This window comes from Embleya scabrispora DSM 41855 (assembly GCF_000372745.1).
Lineage (GTDB): Bacteria > Actinomycetota > Actinomycetes > Streptomycetales > Streptomycetaceae > Embleya > Embleya scabrispora.
Window position 1 is genome coordinate 1 of sequence record NZ_KB889571.1, and the last position, 16,112, is coordinate 16,112.

Sequence of the window (16,112 nt, forward strand, 5' to 3'; positions counted from 1 at the left end):
GTCGGGCCCAGGCGTGGGGTCCGGGGGTCGCTCCCGGATCAGCACGGTCAAAAGACCACGCCGATGCCGAGCGACCAGGTCCTCGGGCCGGTCGTAAGGAACACGAAACGCAAGACCAGACACAGCGTCGGCCAGGAGGGAATGCCACGACCCCGGTCGTGGTTGGGCGGTACAGACCCGGATTTGGGTCCGGTCGCCCCCTCCTGGCAGACTGCTCTGTCGGCCCCGGTTCACGTGACGCCCACTCGGGTGTACGACCCGGCGCCCTCCCGAACCCAAGGAGACTCCTGTGAAGCCCGACATCCACCCCGAGTACGTGGAGACCACCGTCACCTGTGGCTGTGGCTCGACGTTCACCACGCACAGCACCGCGACCAGCGGCCAGATCCGCGTCGAGGTCTGTTCGCAGTGTCACCCGTTCTACACGGGCAAGCAGAAGATCCTCGACACGGGTGGCCGTGTGGCGCGCTTCGAGAAGCGCTTCGGCAAGCAGCCGGTGGCCGGCAGCAAGTAGCGACCCCGCGGCGCCGGAGGAGCGGTGGGCCTTGTCCAAGGTCCGTCCCGCCCCTCCGGCGCCGTTCGTTTGTCCGCCCGTCCGGCGTCCCGCCGATCCCGCCACCGCGTTACCGATCCCGCCGAGTTCGCGGCCATAACCCAGAGGAGCCCCAGTGTTCGAGGCGATGGACGACCTGCTCGCCGAGCACGCCGACCTGGAGCGGCAGCTCGCCGATCCGGCCGTGCACACGGACCAGACGCGCGCGCGCAATCTCGGGCGGCGCTACGCCGAACTGGGGCCCATCGTGGACGCCTACCGGCAGTGGTCCAGTGCCGCCGACGACGTCGAGGCCGCACGCGAACTGGTCGCCGAGGACCCGGACTTCGCCGCCGAGGCGGAGGAGGCCGAGCAGCGCCGCGAGGAGTGCGCGGAGAAGCTGCGCCGGCTGCTCGTGCCGCGCGACCCGGCCGACGACAAGGACGTGATCCTGGAGGTCAAGGCGGGCGAGGGCGGCGAGGAGTCGGCCCTGTTCGCCGGCGACCTGCTGCGGATGTACCTGCGCTACGCCGAGCGAGCCGGCTGGAAGACCGAGATCCTCGAATCCAACGAGTCCGATCTCGGCGGCTACAAGGACGTTCAGGTCGCGGTCAAGACCAAGGGCAACCCGGCGCCCGGCGAGGGCGTCTACGCCCGGCTGAAGTTCGAGGGCGGCGTGCACCGCGTCCAGCGGGTGCCGGCCACCGAGTCGCAGGGCCGCATCCACACCTCCGCGGCCGGCGTCCTGGTGCTGCCCGAGGCCGAGGACGTCGAGGTCGAGATCAACGCCAACGACCTGCGCATCGACGTGTACCGCTCGTCCGGCCCCGGCGGCCAGTCGGTGAACACCACCGACTCCGCGGTGCGCATCACGCACCTGCCGACCGGCATCGTGGTCTCCTGCCAGAACGAGAAGAGCCAGCTCCAGAACAAGGAGTCGGCGATGCGCATCCTGCGCGCCAGGATGCTCGCCGCGGCCCAGGAGGAGGCCGACAAGGAAGCCTCCGACGTGCGTCGCAGCCAGGTCCGCACGGTGGACCGCTCGGAGCGCATCCGGACGTACAACTTCGCCGAAAACCGGATTTCCGACCACCGCGTGGGCTATAAGGCGTACAACCTGGACCAGGTGCTCGACGGCGATCTCGATCCGGTCATCCAGGCGTGTGTGGACGCCGACATGGCCGCCCGGCTCGCCCACCAATAACGGAGACGAGATGAATCTGCTGCTCGCCGAGGTGGCTCAGGCCACCCTGCGACTGGCCGACGCGGGCGTTCCCTCTCCGCGCTTCGATGCCGAGGAACTCGCGGCGTTCGTGCACGGCGTCAAGCGTGGCGCGCTGCACACCGTCGCCGACGGCGATTTCGACGCGCGGTTCTGGGAGGCCATCGCGCGGCGGGAGGCCCGTGAGCCGTTGCAGCACATCACCGGGCGCGCGTTCTTCCGCTACCTCGAACTCCAGGTGGGCCCGGGCGTGTTCGTGCCCCGCCCGGAGACCGAGGTGGTGGTCGGCTGGGCGATAGACGCGCTGCGCGCGATGGACGTGGCCGAGCCGCTCGTGGTGGACCTGTGTACCGGCTCCGGTGCGATCGCGCTCGCGGTCGCCCAGGAGGTGCCGCGCTCGGTCGTGCACGCGGTCGAGCTGGACCCGGACGCGTACCGCTACGCCGCGCGCAACGCGAGTGGCTCGCGAGTGATCCTGCACCGGGGCGACGCGCTCGCCGCGCTGCCGGAGCTGGACGGCACGGTCGACCTGGTGATCTGCAATCCGCCCTACGTCCCGCTGGACGAGCGGGACGAGATGGCGCCCGAGGCCCGCGACCACGATCCCGAGCTGGCCCTGTTCTCCGGGCCGGACGGGCTCGACTTCATCCGAATCCTGTCCAAGACCGCCTACCGGCTGCTGCGCCCGGGCGGCCTGGTGGTGGTCGAGCACGCGGACACCCAGGGCGGCGCGGTCCCGTGGATCTTCAACGAGGAAGCCGGTTGGGTGGACGCGGCCGACCACCGCGACCTGACCAATCGCCCGCGCTTCACCACCGCACGCAAGGAAGGCGCGTGAACCGCGCGCCCCGCACCTGCGCACCGCTCGCCCCGGTCGCGCGCCCCGCATCGCCGGCCACACCCGCGTTGCCCACACCGTTCGCACCGTTTGTACCGCCAGTACGGCAAGTACCGCCCGTACCGCTTCAGGAGGTAAGTGTCCGATGAGCCGACGCTACGACTGCTCCGACGCGATGGACCGTGGGCTCGGGCTGCGTGAGGCGACCGGGTCGATCAAGCGTGGCGACCTGGTCGTGCTGCCGACGGACACCCTGTACGGCATCGGCGCCGACGCGTTCACCCCGCACGCGGTGCACGCGTTGCTGGATGCCAAGGGCCGGGGCCGCAACATGCCCTCGCCCGTGCTGGTCGGCTCGCCGAACACGCTGCACGGGCTGGTCACCGGCTTTCCCGAGGTGGGCTGGGAACTGGTCGACGCGTTCTGGCCGGGCGCGCTCACCATCGTCGCGTTCCACCAACCGTCGCTGATGTGGGACCTGGGCGATACGCGCGGCACGGTCGCGGTGCGGATGCCGCTGCACCCGGTCGCGATCGAGTTGCTCACCGAGACCGGCCCGATGGCGGTCAGCAGCGCGAACCGGTCCGGCAATCCGGCGGCGACCACGGTCGACGAGGCCGAGGCCCAGCTCGGCGACTCGGTGTCGGTGTACCTGGACGGCGGCACGTGCCCCTCGACCGCCCCGTCCTCGATCATCGATCTGACCGCCGGCCGCCCCCGGCTGCTGCGTGAGGGTGCCCTGTCGCTGGAGACGTTGCGCGAGGTCGTCCCCGACCTGGAGGGCGTGAATTGACCCCGCCACCACCCGTGGGGCACTCCTACGGGCCGTACGGGTCCGCGCCCGACTCGTTTCGGATCCTGTTCGTGTGCACGGGGAGCATCTGTCGCTCGCCGATCGCCGAGCGGCTGGCGCGGCTCGGCCTGGAGCGCCGGCTCGCCGCCGACGACGCGGTCCGGCTCAGTGTGCAGAGCGCCGGGACCTGGGGGCACGAGGGCGCGCCGATGGAGCCGCACGCGGCCGAGGTCTTGCTCGAATACGGCGCCGACCCGGGCGACTTCCACGGCCGCGAGCTGCTCGACGAGCACGTCGCCGAGGCGGATCTGGTGCTCACCGCGACGCTCGACCACCGCGCGCACGTGGTGTCCATGGGGCATGCCTCGGGCCTTCGTACGTTCACGCTCAAGGAATTCACCCGGCTGGTCGCGGTGTTGGAGCGGGCGCCCTACCCCGAGCGCGATCTGGTCCAGCGCGGGCGCTCGCTGGTGCGGGCCGCCGCGGCGCTGCGCGGCCGGTTGGCCGCGCCCGATCCCGAGTGGGACGAGGTGGCCGATCCGTACGGCGCGCCGCTGAGCGTCTTCCGGGCCTGCGCCTCCGACATCGGGTCGGCCCTGGATCCGGTGCTCACCGCGCTCACCGGACACCCCGCGCACAGCCTCTGAACGACGGGTCGGCGCGCGGGTCGCGAGCAGGTGCGCCGCGCGGCCGGCAACGGGCTTGATTGGGCCCCGGAAGAGCCTGTCCGTGTCCCGACCCCCGGCATATGGTGGAGACGTCCCTGCGGCCTTGAGGAGCAATCCCATGGGCACTCCCGACTCCACGTCAACTCCCTTCTGGGGACCGGACTTCGCCGCCCTCCACGAGACGGATCCGGAGATCGCCGAGGTGCTCCTGGGCGAGTTGGCCCGACAACGCGGCGGCCTGCAACTGATCGCCGGCGAGAACTTCACCTCCCCGGCGGTGCTTGCCGCACTCGGCAGCACGCTCGCCAACAAGTACGCCGAGGGCTACCCCGGACGGCGCTACTACGGCGGTTGCGCCGAGGTGGACCGCGCCGAGGAACTGGGCGTCCGCCGGGCCCGCGCCCTGTTCGGCGCCGAGCACGCCAACGTGCAGCCGCACTCGGGCACCGCCGCGAACCTGGCGGCCTACGCGGCGGTGCTGGCACCGGGCGACACGATCCTGGCCATGTCGCTGCCGCACGGCGGGCATCTCACCCACGGCTCCCGGGTGAACTTCTCCGGCCGCTGGTTCCACGCGGTCGCCTACGGGGTCCGGGAGAGCGACGAGCGCATCGACTACGACCGGGTCCGGGACCTGGCTCGGGCGCATCGGCCGCGGCTGATCGTGTGCGGCGCCACGGCATATCCGCGACTTGTCGATTTCGCGGCCTTTCGACAGATCGCCGATGAGGTGGGCGCCTACCTGATGGTGGACGCGGCCCACTTCATCGGCCTGGTCGCGGGCGACGCGGTGCCCTCGCCGATTCCGTTCGCGGACATCGTCACGTGCACCACGCACAAGGTGCTGCGCGGTCCGCGCGGCGGGCTGATCCTGTGCCGCGAGGAACTCGCCGACCGGATCGACCGGGCGGTGTTCCCGTTCAGCCAGGGCGGCCCGCACATGCACGCGGTGGCCGCCAAGGCGGTCGCGCTGGGCGAGGCGGCGACGCCGGCGTACCGGGCGTACGCGCGTCGTGTGGTGGCCAATGCGCAGGCCCTGACGCAGGGCCTGCAGGCGGAGGGCCTGCGGGCGGTCTCCGGGGGCACCGACACCCATCTCGCGCTGTTGGACCTGCGACCGATCGGGGTCAGCGGCAGCGACGCGGAACACCGCTGCGGGCGAGCGGGGATCACGCTGAACAAGAACGCGGTCCCGTTCGACCCGGTCAAGCCGATGATCGCGTCCGGGATCCGGGTCGGCACGGCCGCGGTGACCACGCAGGGCATGACCGAGACGGACATGAAGGAGATCGCCCTGCTGATCGGGCGGGCGGTGCGCGCGGACGACGAGAGCGTGCTGCGCGAGGTGCGCGCGGCGGTCGGCGAACTCGTCGCGACCCATCCGGCCTACCCGGGCCGGTGAGGCCCGGATCAGGCAATCCGGCCCCGGGGTGGCTGGGACCGGGGTGACTGTGGTTACGTGTGGGGCGACGGGCCGGTGGCGGCGCCACCGAGCATTGTGCGATCGTCCCTCGCCGGTGAAGACGTGTGATTCTCCCGGGGAGCGGCGGCACGTCTAGTCTGATGCCCGTGCTGCCGCTGGGATGTGCCGAAGCCGGGGACGGTTGAGTCTTGCGCGAATACCTGCTCACGCTGTTCGTCGCCGCTGCGGTGACCTACCTGCTGACGGGCGCGGTCCGCCGGTTCGCCATCGCCGCGGGCGCGATGCCCGAGATCCGGGCGCGCGACGTGCACAAGGAGCCGACGCCGCGCCTGGGCGGGTTGGCGATGTTCGGCGGCCTGTGTGCGGGTCTGTTGGTCGCACGCCATCTGCCGGTGCTTCAGGACGTGTTCACCTCCTCGACCGACGTACAGGCACTGCTGTCCGGCTGCGCGCTGATCTCGGTGCTCGGGGTGATCGACGACAAATGGGGCGTCGACGCGATCATCAAGCTGCTCGGTCAGGCGCTCGCCGCGGGCGTGATGGTCTGGCAGGGCATCGTGATCCTGTGGCTGCCCATCCCCGGCTACGGCACGGTGGGGCTGACGCCGACCCAGGGCACGCTGCTGACCATCGGGATAGTGGTCATCACGATCAACGCGGTGAACTTCGTGGACGGCCTGGACGGCCTCGCGGCCGGCATGGTGTGCATCGCCGCGCTCGCCTTCTTCGGCTACTCCTACCGGCTCTGGTTCGGCTACGGCGTTTCCGGTGCCGCCGCGCCGACGCTGTTCACCGCGCTGCTGATCGGGATGTGCGTGGGCTTCCTGCCGCACAACCTGCACCCGGCGCGGATCTTCATGGGCGACTCCGGCTCGATGCTGATCGGCCTGATGCTGGCCGCCGCGGCGGTCACCGTCACGGGTCGGATCGACCCGGGCGCGATCATGGTGCAGAACGACGGTTCGCGAACCTTCACCACGCACAAGCTGGTGCCGGTCTACATCCCGCTGGTGCTGCCGTTCGCGGTGCTGGTGGTGCCGCTGATGGACCTGGTGATGGCGGTCGGCCGGCGCGGCTGGGCGGGTCGTTCGCCGTTCGCCGCGGACAAGGGCCATCTGCACCACCGACTCCTGGAAATCGGCCACTCGCACAGTCGTGCGGTGCTGATCATGTACTTCTGGTCCGGCCTGATCGCGTCGTTCACCGTGCTCATCTCGGTGCGCCCGGAACGGCGTCCGATCGTCTACGCGGGCCTGGGGCTGATCGCCCTGGGACTGGTGATCCTGATGTTGCCGCGGTTCAAGCCGCACGTGCCCACCGAGCTGCACAACGTGGTTCCACCGCGCTATCGCCGGCTCCGTCGGCGCGGGCGCGGCGCGAACGTTCCGGTCGACGCGATGGTTCCCGGCGAATCAGACGGCGTACGGCTGAACGGAGCATCCGCCACACCCGTCACAGGCTCCTCGCGAAATCCCGAAGACCCCTCCCGACCTGGGCATTTGCCGGTCGGCAGGGGGACGCGAAAGGGTGGTGGAAGGCTGTGAGCTTGTACACACGAACGGGTAAAGCTCTGCTCAAATAGTTTGTGATACCGTTCACGAACCAGGATCAACGGCCGATGAACCCCCAGCAACGAGGGTTCTGACCCCCCACGGCCATTCCCGAGCGTTGCGTCGTCCCGAGCGTGTGTTCGGGCGGCTGATTCGCCCCTTGCCCCCCACTGATGCCGGAGTTACCGACATGCAGGCCAATGACGTCCGCCTTCTCCGTGGTTCGGTCGTGTGCACGACCGCAGCCGGAGGAATCGCGGCCATCGCGGCCTTCTTCGCGGCCGGTGGCAAAGGACTGCTCGGCGCGGTGTTCGCCACCGTCGTCGTCCTGGCCTTCTTCGCGATCGGCCAGTTGGCGATCGGGCGTATCTCGCGCGACAACCCCCTCATGATGATGAACATGGCGCTCTTCACGTACATCGTGCAGATCCTGCTGTTGGGGTTGGTTTTGTTCCTGTTCAAGGACACCAAGGCATTCGACACGAAGGTGTTCGGACTCACGATTCTCGGGGCCACGCTGGTCTGGGTCGCCTCGCAGGTCTGGGTCTTCACCCGGCTGAAGATCGCCTATGTCGAACCGGACGGAGAGCGATGACATACGCACGTCGTCGGTCGAGAGCGGCGCGGGGTTCGCGGACCGGGTATGTAGAGGCGACGCAGGTACTGCTAATGTCCGGGGCGTCATGAGCGAGAGAGGCCCCCGTCCACCGGACCGAGAGAATCGGGCGATGGACGGTGCCGCATGGTCGAGTGTCGGTTACCTGCTGAGCGGCATGCTGTTCTACGGCGGCATCGGCTGGCTGATCGACCGGTGGACGGGCCACTCCGCCCTGTTCCTGCCGATCGGCCTGGTCGTCGGAATCGCTCTGTCCCTGGTTCTTGTCTTTGTCCGCCACGGCAGGTCCTCCTGACCGGGCCCTGTTGCGTGCCGCTCCGTGGCCCTCGCCACGCCGACACATCGAGGTAGCCGAAATCATGCTTCACGACGAAGGAGTCGGTGGTGACTGCTGACGTCCAGACGCTCGCCAGCGAGAGCGGATGTCACCTGTTCTCCGGGTGCGGCTTCCCCTCGCCCGGGCTGAACGTCTTCGAGTTCAAGCCGATCTTCTCCATCGGGGCCTTCGACTTCACGAAGCCGATGTTGCTCGCGCTCATCTCGATGCTGCTGGTGATCGGCTTCTTCTGGAGCGCTTTCGCCAAGCCCAAGATGGTGCCGCGCGGCGCGCAGAACGTCGGCGAGTTGGGCTACCTGTTCGTTCGCGACAACATCTCGCGGGAGACGATGGGCAAGAAGGGCGACCCCTACGTCCCCTTCCTGTTTTCGATCTTCTTCTTCGTCTGGGTCATGAACGTGATGGCGATCATCCCGTTCGCCCAGTTCCCCGCGACTTCGCGGATCGCCTTCCCGGCATCGATCGTCGGCGTCGTGTACGTGACCTACCTGGTCCTGGGCATCAAGAACCAGGGCTTCGTCGGTTACTTCAAGAACATGATGTTCCCGCCCGGTCTGCCGAAGGCGATCTACTTCCTCCTCGCGCCGATCGAACTGCTGCAGGGTCTGATCACCCGGCCGTTCACCATGGCGGTCCGACTGTTCGCGAACATGTTCGCCGGACACATGCTGATCGTCACCTTCAGCGTCGGCGCCTGGTATCTGCTCGGCTTCCACATCGGGGCGCTCTTCTCGGCGACCTCGTTCCTCGTGGTCGTCATCCTGACCGCCTTCGAGTTGATGATCCAGGCGCTGCAGGCGTACATCATCACGCTGCTCGCGGCCTCCTACATCTCCAGCTCGCTCGAAGCCGAGCACTGAGAGACCCGCAGACCTTTCCCTCCTCGACCGTCGTCCGGTGGATCGTCCATCGGCCTCGAAAAAAGGATCAATTCCCATGATGAACCTCGCAGCCGACGGCGTTCACGGCAGCCTCGGTTCCATCGGCTACGGCCTCGCCGCGATCGGCCCCGGCATCGGTATCGGCATCATCTTCGGTAACGGTGTCCAGGCGATGGCCCGTCAGCCCGAGGCCGCCGGTCTGGTCCGCCAGAACATGCTGCTCGGCTTCGCCCTCGCCGAGGCGCTCGCCCTCATCGGCGTCGTCATGCCGTTCGTCTACGGCACCTGATTCACCCGCTACGGACGGAAGGTCCTCACACCGTGATTTTCCTCGCCAACAGCGAAGAGAAGATGAACCCTCTTCTCCCGCCGCTCGACGAGATCATCATCGGTGGCGTGGCGTTCCTCATCGTCTTCGGCTTCCTGTGGAAGATGCTCCTTCCCAAGATCGCCAAGACGCTGGCGGACCGTACGGACGCCATCGAGGGCGGTCTCAAGCGCGCCGAAGAGGCGCAGGCCGAGGCCCAGGCCGAGCTGGAGCGTTACCGCGACCAGCTCACCGAAGCCCGTCGTGAGGCCGGTCGCCTCACGGAGGACGCCCGCGAACAGGGTGCCGTCGCCATCGCCGAGATGCGCGCCGAAGGCCAGCGGATCAAGGACGAGATCGTCACCGCCGGCCACACCCAGATCGAGGCCGACCGCAACCAGGCCCAGAACGCGCTGCGTCAGGACGTCGGCCGGCTGGCCGTCGACCTCGCGTCGCGCATCGTCGGGGAGTCGCTCGAGGACGAGGCGCGTCAGCGTCGGGTCGTCGACCGCTTCCTCGAGGAGTTGGAGGCCAAGGCCTCCGCAACGGCGACCTCGGAGAAGGTGCGCTGATGCAGGGCGCCAGCAGGGAATCCCTCGCCGCGGCTCGTGAGCGCCTCGACGCGCTCGCGACCGCGACCGGTACCGACATGGTCCAGTTGGCCCAGGAGCTCGACTCCGTGGTCATCCTGCTCGACCAGACGGTGTCGCTGCGTCGCGTCCTCACCGACTCGACGCGCTCCGGGGAGGCCCGCGCGGCCTTCCTGGCGCAGCTCCTCTCCGGTCAGATCTCCGGTAGCACGACGGACCTGCTCGGCGGACTCGTCCGCACGCGTTGGTCGCGTCCGCGCGACCTGGTCGACGCGATCGACGAACTCTCGGTGTCCGCCGAGCTGATCGCCGCCGAGCGCGACGGGAAGCTCGACGACCTGGAGGACGAGCTGTTCCGTTTCGGTCGGATCGTGATCGGCGAGCGTGACCTGCGCTCGGCGCTGACCGACCCGAGCGTGGCGAACGCGCGCAAGGCGGAACTGGTTTCCGGACTGCTGGACGGCCGGGCCCAGCCCGTCACCCGGCGGCTGATCACCAGGCTTGTCGCACACCCGCGCAGCCGTAACCTTGAACACGGGCTGGAGTCGTACGCGCGCCTCGCCGCCGATCGTCGGCGTCGCATGGTCGCGTTGGTCACGGTCGCACTGCCCCTCACCGAGGAGCAGCGCACTCGCTTGGCCGCGGCGCTGGGCCGGATGTACGGCCGCGAGGTCCACCTGAACGTGGAAATCGATGCCGACGTCATCGGCGGGGTCCGCGTGGAGATCGGTGACGACGTCATCGACGGCACCGTGACCACACGTCTCGAAGAAGCGGGCCGACGGCTCGCCGGCTGAGACACCGGACGACAGGGACGTCGTCGTCCGCCCGGGGAAAACCCCCGGAGCGGCACAGCGGCCCCCACAGCAGCACCGCGGTTCCGTACGACAAGCGACGGACAGCGGACCGTTAACCCCACCACCTAGGAGAGCAGGGACACCAGATGGCGGAGCTCACGATCCGGCCGGAGGAGATCCGGGACGCGCTGGAGCGCTTCGTCGCCTCGTACGAGCCGGAGACGGCCGCGCGCGAAGAGGTCGGTACCGTCACCGAGGCGTACGACGGTATCGCCAAGGTCGAGGGCCTGCCCTCGGTCATGACGAACGAGCTGCTCAAGTTCGAGGACGGCACCCTCGGTCTGGCGCAGAACCTCGACGTCCGCGAGATCGGTGTCGTCATCCTCGGTGACTTCAGCGGCATCGAAGAGGGCCAGAAGGTCCGTCGTACGGGCGAGGTTTTGTCGGTTCCGATCGGTGACGGCTACCTGGGTCGCGTCGTCGACCCGCTGGGCCAGCCGATCGACGGCCAGGGCGAGATCGCGTCCGAGGGCCGTCGCGCCCTCGAACTGCAGGCCCCCGGCGTCATGATGCGCAAGTCGGTGCACGAGCCGATGCAGACCGGCATCAAGGCGATCGACGCGATGACCCCGATCGGCCGCGGCCAGCGTCAGCTGATCATCGGCGACCGGCAGACCGGCAAGACCGCGGTCTGCCTGGACACGATCATCAACCAGCGCGACAACTGGCGCTCGGGCGACCCGAAGAAGCAGGTTCGCTGCATCTACGTCGCGATCGGCCAGAAGGGCACGACCATCGCGTCCGTGCGCCGCTCGCTCGAAGAGGCCGGCGCGCTGGAGTACACGACGATCGTCGCCGCCCCGGCGTCCGACCCGGCCGGCTTCAAGTACCTGGCCCCGTACACCGGTTCGGCCATCGGCCAGCACTGGATGTACCAGGGCAAGCACGTTCTGATCGTGTTCGACGACCTGTCGAAGCAGGCCGAGGCGTACCGCGCCGTGTCCCTGCTGCTGCGTCGTCCGCCGGGGCGCGAGGCGTACCCCGGTGACGTCTTCTACCTGCACTCGCGTCTGCTCGAGCGTTGCGCGAAGTTGTCGGACGAGCTCGGCGGCGGCTCGATGACGGGTCTCCCGATCATCGAGACCAAGGCGAACGACGTGTCGGCGTACATTCCGACCAACGTCATCTCGATCACCGACGGCCAGTGCTTCCTGGAGTCCGACCTGTTCCTGCAGGGCGTGCGCCCTGCGGTCAACGTCGGTATCTCGGTCTCGCGAGTCGGTGGCTCGGCGCAGATCAAGGCGATGAAGAGTGTCGCGGGTCGACTTCGCGTCGACCTGGCCCAGTACCGTGAGCTGGAGGCGTTCGCGTCCTTCGGTTCCGACCTGGACGCCACCTCCAAGGCCTCGCTCCAGCGTGGTGCGCGCATGGTCGAGCTGCTCAAGCAGGGGCAGTTCGAGCCGTTCGCGATCGAGCTCCAGGTCGTCTCGATCTGGGCCGGTACCACCGGCAAGCTGGACGACGTGCCGGTGCAGGACATTCGTCGCTTCGAGAAGGAGCTGCACGAGTACCTCCAGCACAAGCACGGTGCCCTGCTGACCGCGATCGTCGAGACCGGCAAGCTGGAAGACGACACCGTGATGGCGCTCACCGACGCGGTGGACTCCTTCAAGCAGACGTTCACCAAGTTCGACGGCGAGCCGTTGATCCAGGACGTGACGCCTGCCGGGCTGACGAAGGAAGACGTCGGCCAGGAGAAGATCACCCGTCACGTGGCCAAGTCCGAGTAAAGAACGGAGAACCCTGACCAATGGGAGCCCAACTTCGGGTCTACCGGCGTCGGATCCGTTCCGTGTCGGCGACCAAGAAGATCACGCGCGCCCAGGAGCTCATCGCGGCGTCGCGGATCGTGAAGGCGCAGCAGCGCGTCGCGGCCTCCAAGCCGTACGCCGACGAGCTGACGCGCGCCGTTTCCGCGGTCGCCACCTTCTCCAGCACGCAGCACCCGTTGACCACCTCGGTGGAGCGACCCACTCGGGCCGCGGTGCTGTTGGTAACCAGTGACCGCGGTTTCGCGGGCGGCTACAACTCGAATGCCATCAAGGCCGCCGAGCAGCTCACCAAGCTGCTCGAGGACGAGGGCAAGACGGTTCGCCGCTACGTGATCGGGTCCAAGGGCATCGGGTTTTTCCAGTTCCGCGACGTGGACCTGGCCGGGCAGTGGAAGGGATTCTCCGACCGCCCCGAGTACTCCGACGCCAAGAAGGTGGCAGGTGAGCTGATCGACGCGTTCGTGACGCCCACCGACGAGGGCGGTGTGGACGAGATTCACCTCGTCAGCACCGAGTTCGTCTCCATGCTCACGCAGAGCCCGGTCGCGGTGCGGGTGCTCCCGTTGGCGGTCGAGGAGACGGACGAGCCGCCGGCCGGCGGTCCCTTCCCGCTCTACGACTTCGAGCCCTCGGCCGAGGGTGTTCTCGACGCACTGCTGCCGCGGTACGTCGAAAGCCGCATCTTCAACGCCCTGCTGCAGTCCGCCGCTTCCGAGCACGCGGCCCGCCGGCGGGCGATGAAGTCGGCGACCGAGAACGCCGAAGACCTCATCCGGACCCTCTCTCGTCTGGCGAACAACGCTCGCCAGTCCGAGATCACCCAGGAAATCAGCGAGATCGTCGGTGGCGCCAACGCCTTGGCCGACGCGACCGCGGGGAGTGATTAGACATCATGACTGCCACTGTTGAGACGGCCGCTGCCACGGGCCGCGTCGCCCGCGTCATCGGCCCGGTCGTCGACGTGGAGTTCCCCGTCGACGCGATGCCGGAGATGTACAACGCGCTGCACGTCGACTTGGACCTCACGGGCCAGGGCGAGGGGGAGGGCAAGAGCACGCTCACCCTCGAGGTCGAGCAGCACCTTGCCGACGGCATCGTGCGCGCGATCTCGATGCAGCCCACCGACGGCCTCGTCCGCGGCGCCATCGTCACGAACACCGGCGCGCAGATCTCCGTCCCCGTGGGCGACGTCACCAAGGGCCACGTGTTCAACGCCCTCGGTGAGGTCCTCGACGTGGACCGCGCGACCTTCGAGGTCAACGAGCGCTGGCCGATCCACCGCAAGGCCCCGGCCTTCGACCAGCTCGACTCGAAGACCGAGATGTTCGAGACCGGCATCAAGGTCATCGACCTGCTCACCCCGTACGTCAAGGGTGGCAAGATCGGTCTGTTCGGTGGTGCGGGCGTCGGCAAGACGGTGCTCATCCAGGAGATGATCGTCCGTGTCGCCCGTCTGCACGAGGGTGTGTCGGTGTTCGCCGGCGTCGGCGAGCGTACTCGTGAGGGCAACGACCTGATCGAGGAGATGAAGGAAGCGGGCGTCTACGACCAGACGGCGCTCGTCTTCGGCCAGATGGACGAGCCCCCGGGCACCCGTCTGCGGGTGGCTCTGTCGGCCCTGACCATGGCGGAGTACTTCCGCGATGTGCAGGAGCAGGACGTGCTGCTGTTCATCGACAACATCTTCCGGTTCACCCAGGCCGGTTCCGAGGTGTCGACGCTGCTCGGCCGGATGCCCTCCGCGGTGGGTTACCAGCCGACGCTCGCCGACGAGATGGGCACCCTCCAGGAGCGCATCACCTCGACGCGTGGTCACTCGATCACCTCGATGCAGGCGATCTACGTCCCCGCGGACGACCTCACCGACCCGGCCCCGGCGACCACGTTCGCGCACCTCGACGCGCTGACCGTGCTCTCCCGCCCGATCTCCGAGCTGGGCATCTACCCGGCCGTGGACCCGCTGGACTCGACGTCCCGGATCCTGGACCCGCGCTACGTCGCGCAGGACCACTACGACTGCGCGATGCGGGTCAAGAACATCCTGCAGAAGTACAAGGACCTCCAGGACATCATCGCGATTCTGGGCATGGACGAGCTGTCCGAAGAGGACAAGCTCACCGTGCACCGCGCGCGTCGCATCCAGCGGTTCCTGTCGCAGAACACCCACGTGGCGAAGCAGTTCACGGGGCTCGACGGCTCGGACGTTCCGCTCTCCGAGACCATCGAGGCGTTCAACGCGATCGCCGACGGCAAGTACGACCACGCTCCCGAGCAGGCATTCTTCATGCTCGGTGGGCTGGACGACCTCGAGAAGAAGATCGCCGAGCTCAACAAGGGCTGACGATCGCCTGATCGACGAGGGGCGGTCCCGAACGGGTCCGCCCCTCGTGTCGGTTCCCGGCAGGGCCGTCCGGCCCTTCCGGAAACCCGCCGGCGATTGAGCCGGTTGGAGCCAGGCCCGTCCGGGCCACTATCCTTGAACACCACCCGTCCCGTGAGGGCGGAGGCGAAGACCAGCGTGTCTTCGACCCGACATGAGGAGCCACGTTGGCTGAGCTGCACGTCGAGCTGGTCGCGGCCGACCGCAAGGTGTGGTCCGGCGAGGCCACCATCGTCATCGCACGCACCGCGGACGGCGACATCGGCATCCAGGCCGGTCACCAGCCGGTTCTCGGAGTGCTCGAATCAGGCCCGGTGACGATCCGTCAGGCCGACGGTTCGGTCGTCATCGCGGCGGTCCACGGCGGGTTCATCTCGTTCGCGGACAACAACCTCTCGCTGCTCGCCGAGATCACCGAGCTGGCCGACGAGATCGATGTCGCCCGCGCGGAGCGGGCGCTCGAGCGCGCCGGCGCGGCGCAGGACTCCAGCGCCGAGCGGCGCGCGGAGACGCGGCTGCTCGCCGCCCAGCGGCGGGACTAGCCACAGCCAGTCGCAGCACCAGAGCCCGGACCGATACACGGCCGGGACCACTGCTCAACGCGCGAACGAGGAGGTCGATCCGGATGGTCCTCGTCGTGCTGAGCGTGATTCTGGCCGTTGTCGTCGTATTGGTGGTCGGCGTCGCGGCCTTCGCGCTGCGTCGCCGACTGATCCAGCGACCGGGTGGCACCTTCGATTGTTCGCTTCGCATGCGTCCACCGGTATTGCCGGCCGGCGAGGCCGGATCGACCACCGCGGCGTCTCCCGGGCAGCAGGCCCCGGGGGGCGCCGCGTCGTCGTCCCCGGAGGAGGCCCAGAGTGGTGCCGAGGGGGATCCGGCGGCGCCGTCGGCCGATCCCGACCACGGCAAGGGCTGGGTCTTCGGGATCGCCCGATACAGCGGTGACCGGATCGAGTGGTTCCGCGTGTTCAGTTACGCGCCGCGCCCGCGCCGGGTGCTGCAGCGCGGCGGGATCCACGTGATCGGTCGCCGGGAACCGGCCGGCCAGGAGGAGTTGGCGCTGCTCGCGGGCGCGGTCATCCTGGTCTGCGAGCACGACGGCGCGCGGATCGAACTCGCCCTCAGCGACGACGCGTTGACCGGCTTCCTGGCCTGGCTGGAAGCGGCGCCGCCGGGGCAACGGGTCAACGTCGCCTAGCGGCGCACACGTCTTCGACGGTCGCCGGTACTCAGCGGTTGGCGCCGGGCACCCACAGCACGTCGCCCACCTCGCGATTCGCGTGCCGCGCCAGAATGCTGTGCCTGTTCCGGGGGCGACCCCCGGGCCCCACGCCTGCGCGGGT

At 68.7% G+C, this 16,112-nt stretch carries 18 protein-coding genes; all 18 read left to right on the forward strand.

Translation table 11 applies throughout. The features are described 5' to 3' along the window. Window positions 1-289: 289 nt before the first annotated feature. Window positions 290-514 (forward strand): 50S ribosomal protein L31, encoded by a 225-nt coding sequence (gene rpmE / locus A3IC_RS0105845; protein WP_020549124.1) that lies wholly within the window; start codon window positions 290-292, stop codon window positions 512-514. A 154-nt stretch (window positions 515-668) separates the two neighbouring features. Next, window positions 669-1,736 carry a peptide chain release factor 1 gene (gene prfA / locus A3IC_RS0105850; protein ID WP_020549125.1) on the forward strand — a complete coding sequence of 356 codons (1,068 nt, stop codon included), beginning with the start codon at window positions 669-671 and terminating at the stop codon, window positions 1,734-1,736. 10 nt (window positions 1,737-1,746) lie between these two features. Next, window positions 1,747-2,592: a peptide chain release factor N(5)-glutamine methyltransferase gene (gene prmC, locus A3IC_RS0105855; RefSeq protein ID WP_020549126.1), complete on the forward strand. Its 846-nt coding sequence runs from the start codon at window positions 1,747-1,749 to the stop codon at window positions 2,590-2,592. A gap of 145 nt (window positions 2,593-2,737) precedes the next feature. Then, window positions 2,738-3,385 (forward strand): L-threonylcarbamoyladenylate synthase, encoded by a 648-nt coding sequence (locus A3IC_RS0105860; protein WP_020549127.1) that lies wholly within the window; start codon window positions 2,738-2,740, stop codon window positions 3,383-3,385. Further along, window positions 3,382-4,032 carry an arsenate reductase/protein-tyrosine-phosphatase family protein gene (locus tag A3IC_RS0105865; RefSeq protein ID WP_106668799.1) on the forward strand — a complete coding sequence of 217 codons (651 nt, stop codon included), beginning with the start codon at window positions 3,382-3,384 and terminating at the stop codon, window positions 4,030-4,032. Before A3IC_RS0105860 ends, A3IC_RS0105865 begins: the two co-directional genes overlap by 4 nt. Before the next feature lie 139 nt (window positions 4,033-4,171). After that, on the forward strand, window positions 4,172-5,455 hold the full coding sequence (locus tag A3IC_RS0105870; protein WP_020549129.1) for a serine hydroxymethyltransferase: 1,284 nt from the start codon (window positions 4,172-4,174) through the stop codon (window positions 5,453-5,455). A gap of 209 nt (window positions 5,456-5,664) precedes the next feature. Next, complete coding sequence (locus A3IC_RS0105875; protein ID WP_020549130.1) at window positions 5,665-7,020, forward strand: MraY family glycosyltransferase; 1,356 nt, start codon at window positions 5,665-5,667, stop codon at window positions 7,018-7,020. Between the two features lie 196 nt (window positions 7,021-7,216). Then, window positions 7,217-7,621 carry a Cg1360 family ATP-synthase-associated protein gene (locus tag A3IC_RS0105880; RefSeq protein WP_020549131.1) on the forward strand — a complete coding sequence of 135 codons (405 nt, stop codon included), beginning with the start codon at window positions 7,217-7,219 and terminating at the stop codon, window positions 7,619-7,621. A 133-nt stretch (window positions 7,622-7,754) separates the two neighbouring features. After that, window positions 7,755-7,937, forward strand: a complete 183-nt coding sequence (locus tag A3IC_RS0105885; protein ID WP_020549132.1) for an AtpZ/AtpI family protein — start codon at window positions 7,755-7,757, stop codon at window positions 7,935-7,937. An 86-nt stretch (window positions 7,938-8,023) separates the two neighbouring features. Continuing rightward, window positions 8,024-8,839, forward strand: coding sequence for a F0F1 ATP synthase subunit A (gene atpB, locus A3IC_RS0105890; protein ID WP_020549133.1), 816 nt, complete (start codon window positions 8,024-8,026; stop codon window positions 8,837-8,839). A gap of 76 nt (window positions 8,840-8,915) precedes the next feature. After that, on the forward strand, window positions 8,916-9,149 hold the full coding sequence (atpE, locus tag A3IC_RS0105895; protein ID WP_020549134.1) for an ATP synthase F0 subunit C: 234 nt from the start codon (window positions 8,916-8,918) through the stop codon (window positions 9,147-9,149). A gap of 32 nt (window positions 9,150-9,181) precedes the next feature. Continuing rightward, entirely contained in the window at window positions 9,182-9,739 is a 558-nt protein-coding gene (locus tag A3IC_RS0105900; protein WP_020549135.1) for a F0F1 ATP synthase subunit B, read from the forward strand. After that, on the forward strand, window positions 9,739-10,554 hold the full coding sequence (locus A3IC_RS0105905; protein ID WP_020549136.1) for a F0F1 ATP synthase subunit delta: 816 nt from the start codon (window positions 9,739-9,741) through the stop codon (window positions 10,552-10,554). The genes A3IC_RS0105900 and A3IC_RS0105905 overlap by 1 nt, the downstream gene beginning before the upstream one ends. A 146-nt stretch (window positions 10,555-10,700) precedes the next feature. Further along, window positions 10,701-12,344, forward strand: a complete 1,644-nt coding sequence (atpA, locus tag A3IC_RS0105910) for a F0F1 ATP synthase subunit alpha (RefSeq protein ID WP_020549137.1) — start codon at window positions 10,701-10,703, stop codon at window positions 12,342-12,344. A 20-nt stretch (window positions 12,345-12,364) separates the two neighbouring features. Further along, a complete protein-coding gene (locus tag A3IC_RS0105915) occupies window positions 12,365-13,273 on the forward strand; it encodes a F0F1 ATP synthase subunit gamma (RefSeq protein ID WP_020549138.1) in 909 nt (302 codons plus the stop codon). Between the two features lie 5 nt (window positions 13,274-13,278). Next, window positions 13,279-14,727, forward strand: coding sequence for a F0F1 ATP synthase subunit beta (atpD, locus tag A3IC_RS0105920; RefSeq protein WP_026217932.1), 1,449 nt, complete (start codon window positions 13,279-13,281; stop codon window positions 14,725-14,727). 206 nt (window positions 14,728-14,933) lie between these two features. Beyond that, on the forward strand, window positions 14,934-15,308 hold the full coding sequence (locus A3IC_RS0105925; RefSeq protein ID WP_020549140.1) for a F0F1 ATP synthase subunit epsilon: 375 nt from the start codon (window positions 14,934-14,936) through the stop codon (window positions 15,306-15,308). 83 nt (window positions 15,309-15,391) lie between these two features. Continuing rightward, on the forward strand, window positions 15,392-15,967 hold the full coding sequence (locus A3IC_RS0105930; RefSeq protein ID WP_020549141.1) for a DUF2550 domain-containing protein: 576 nt from the start codon (window positions 15,392-15,394) through the stop codon (window positions 15,965-15,967). Window positions 15,968-16,112 lie beyond the last annotated feature (145 nt).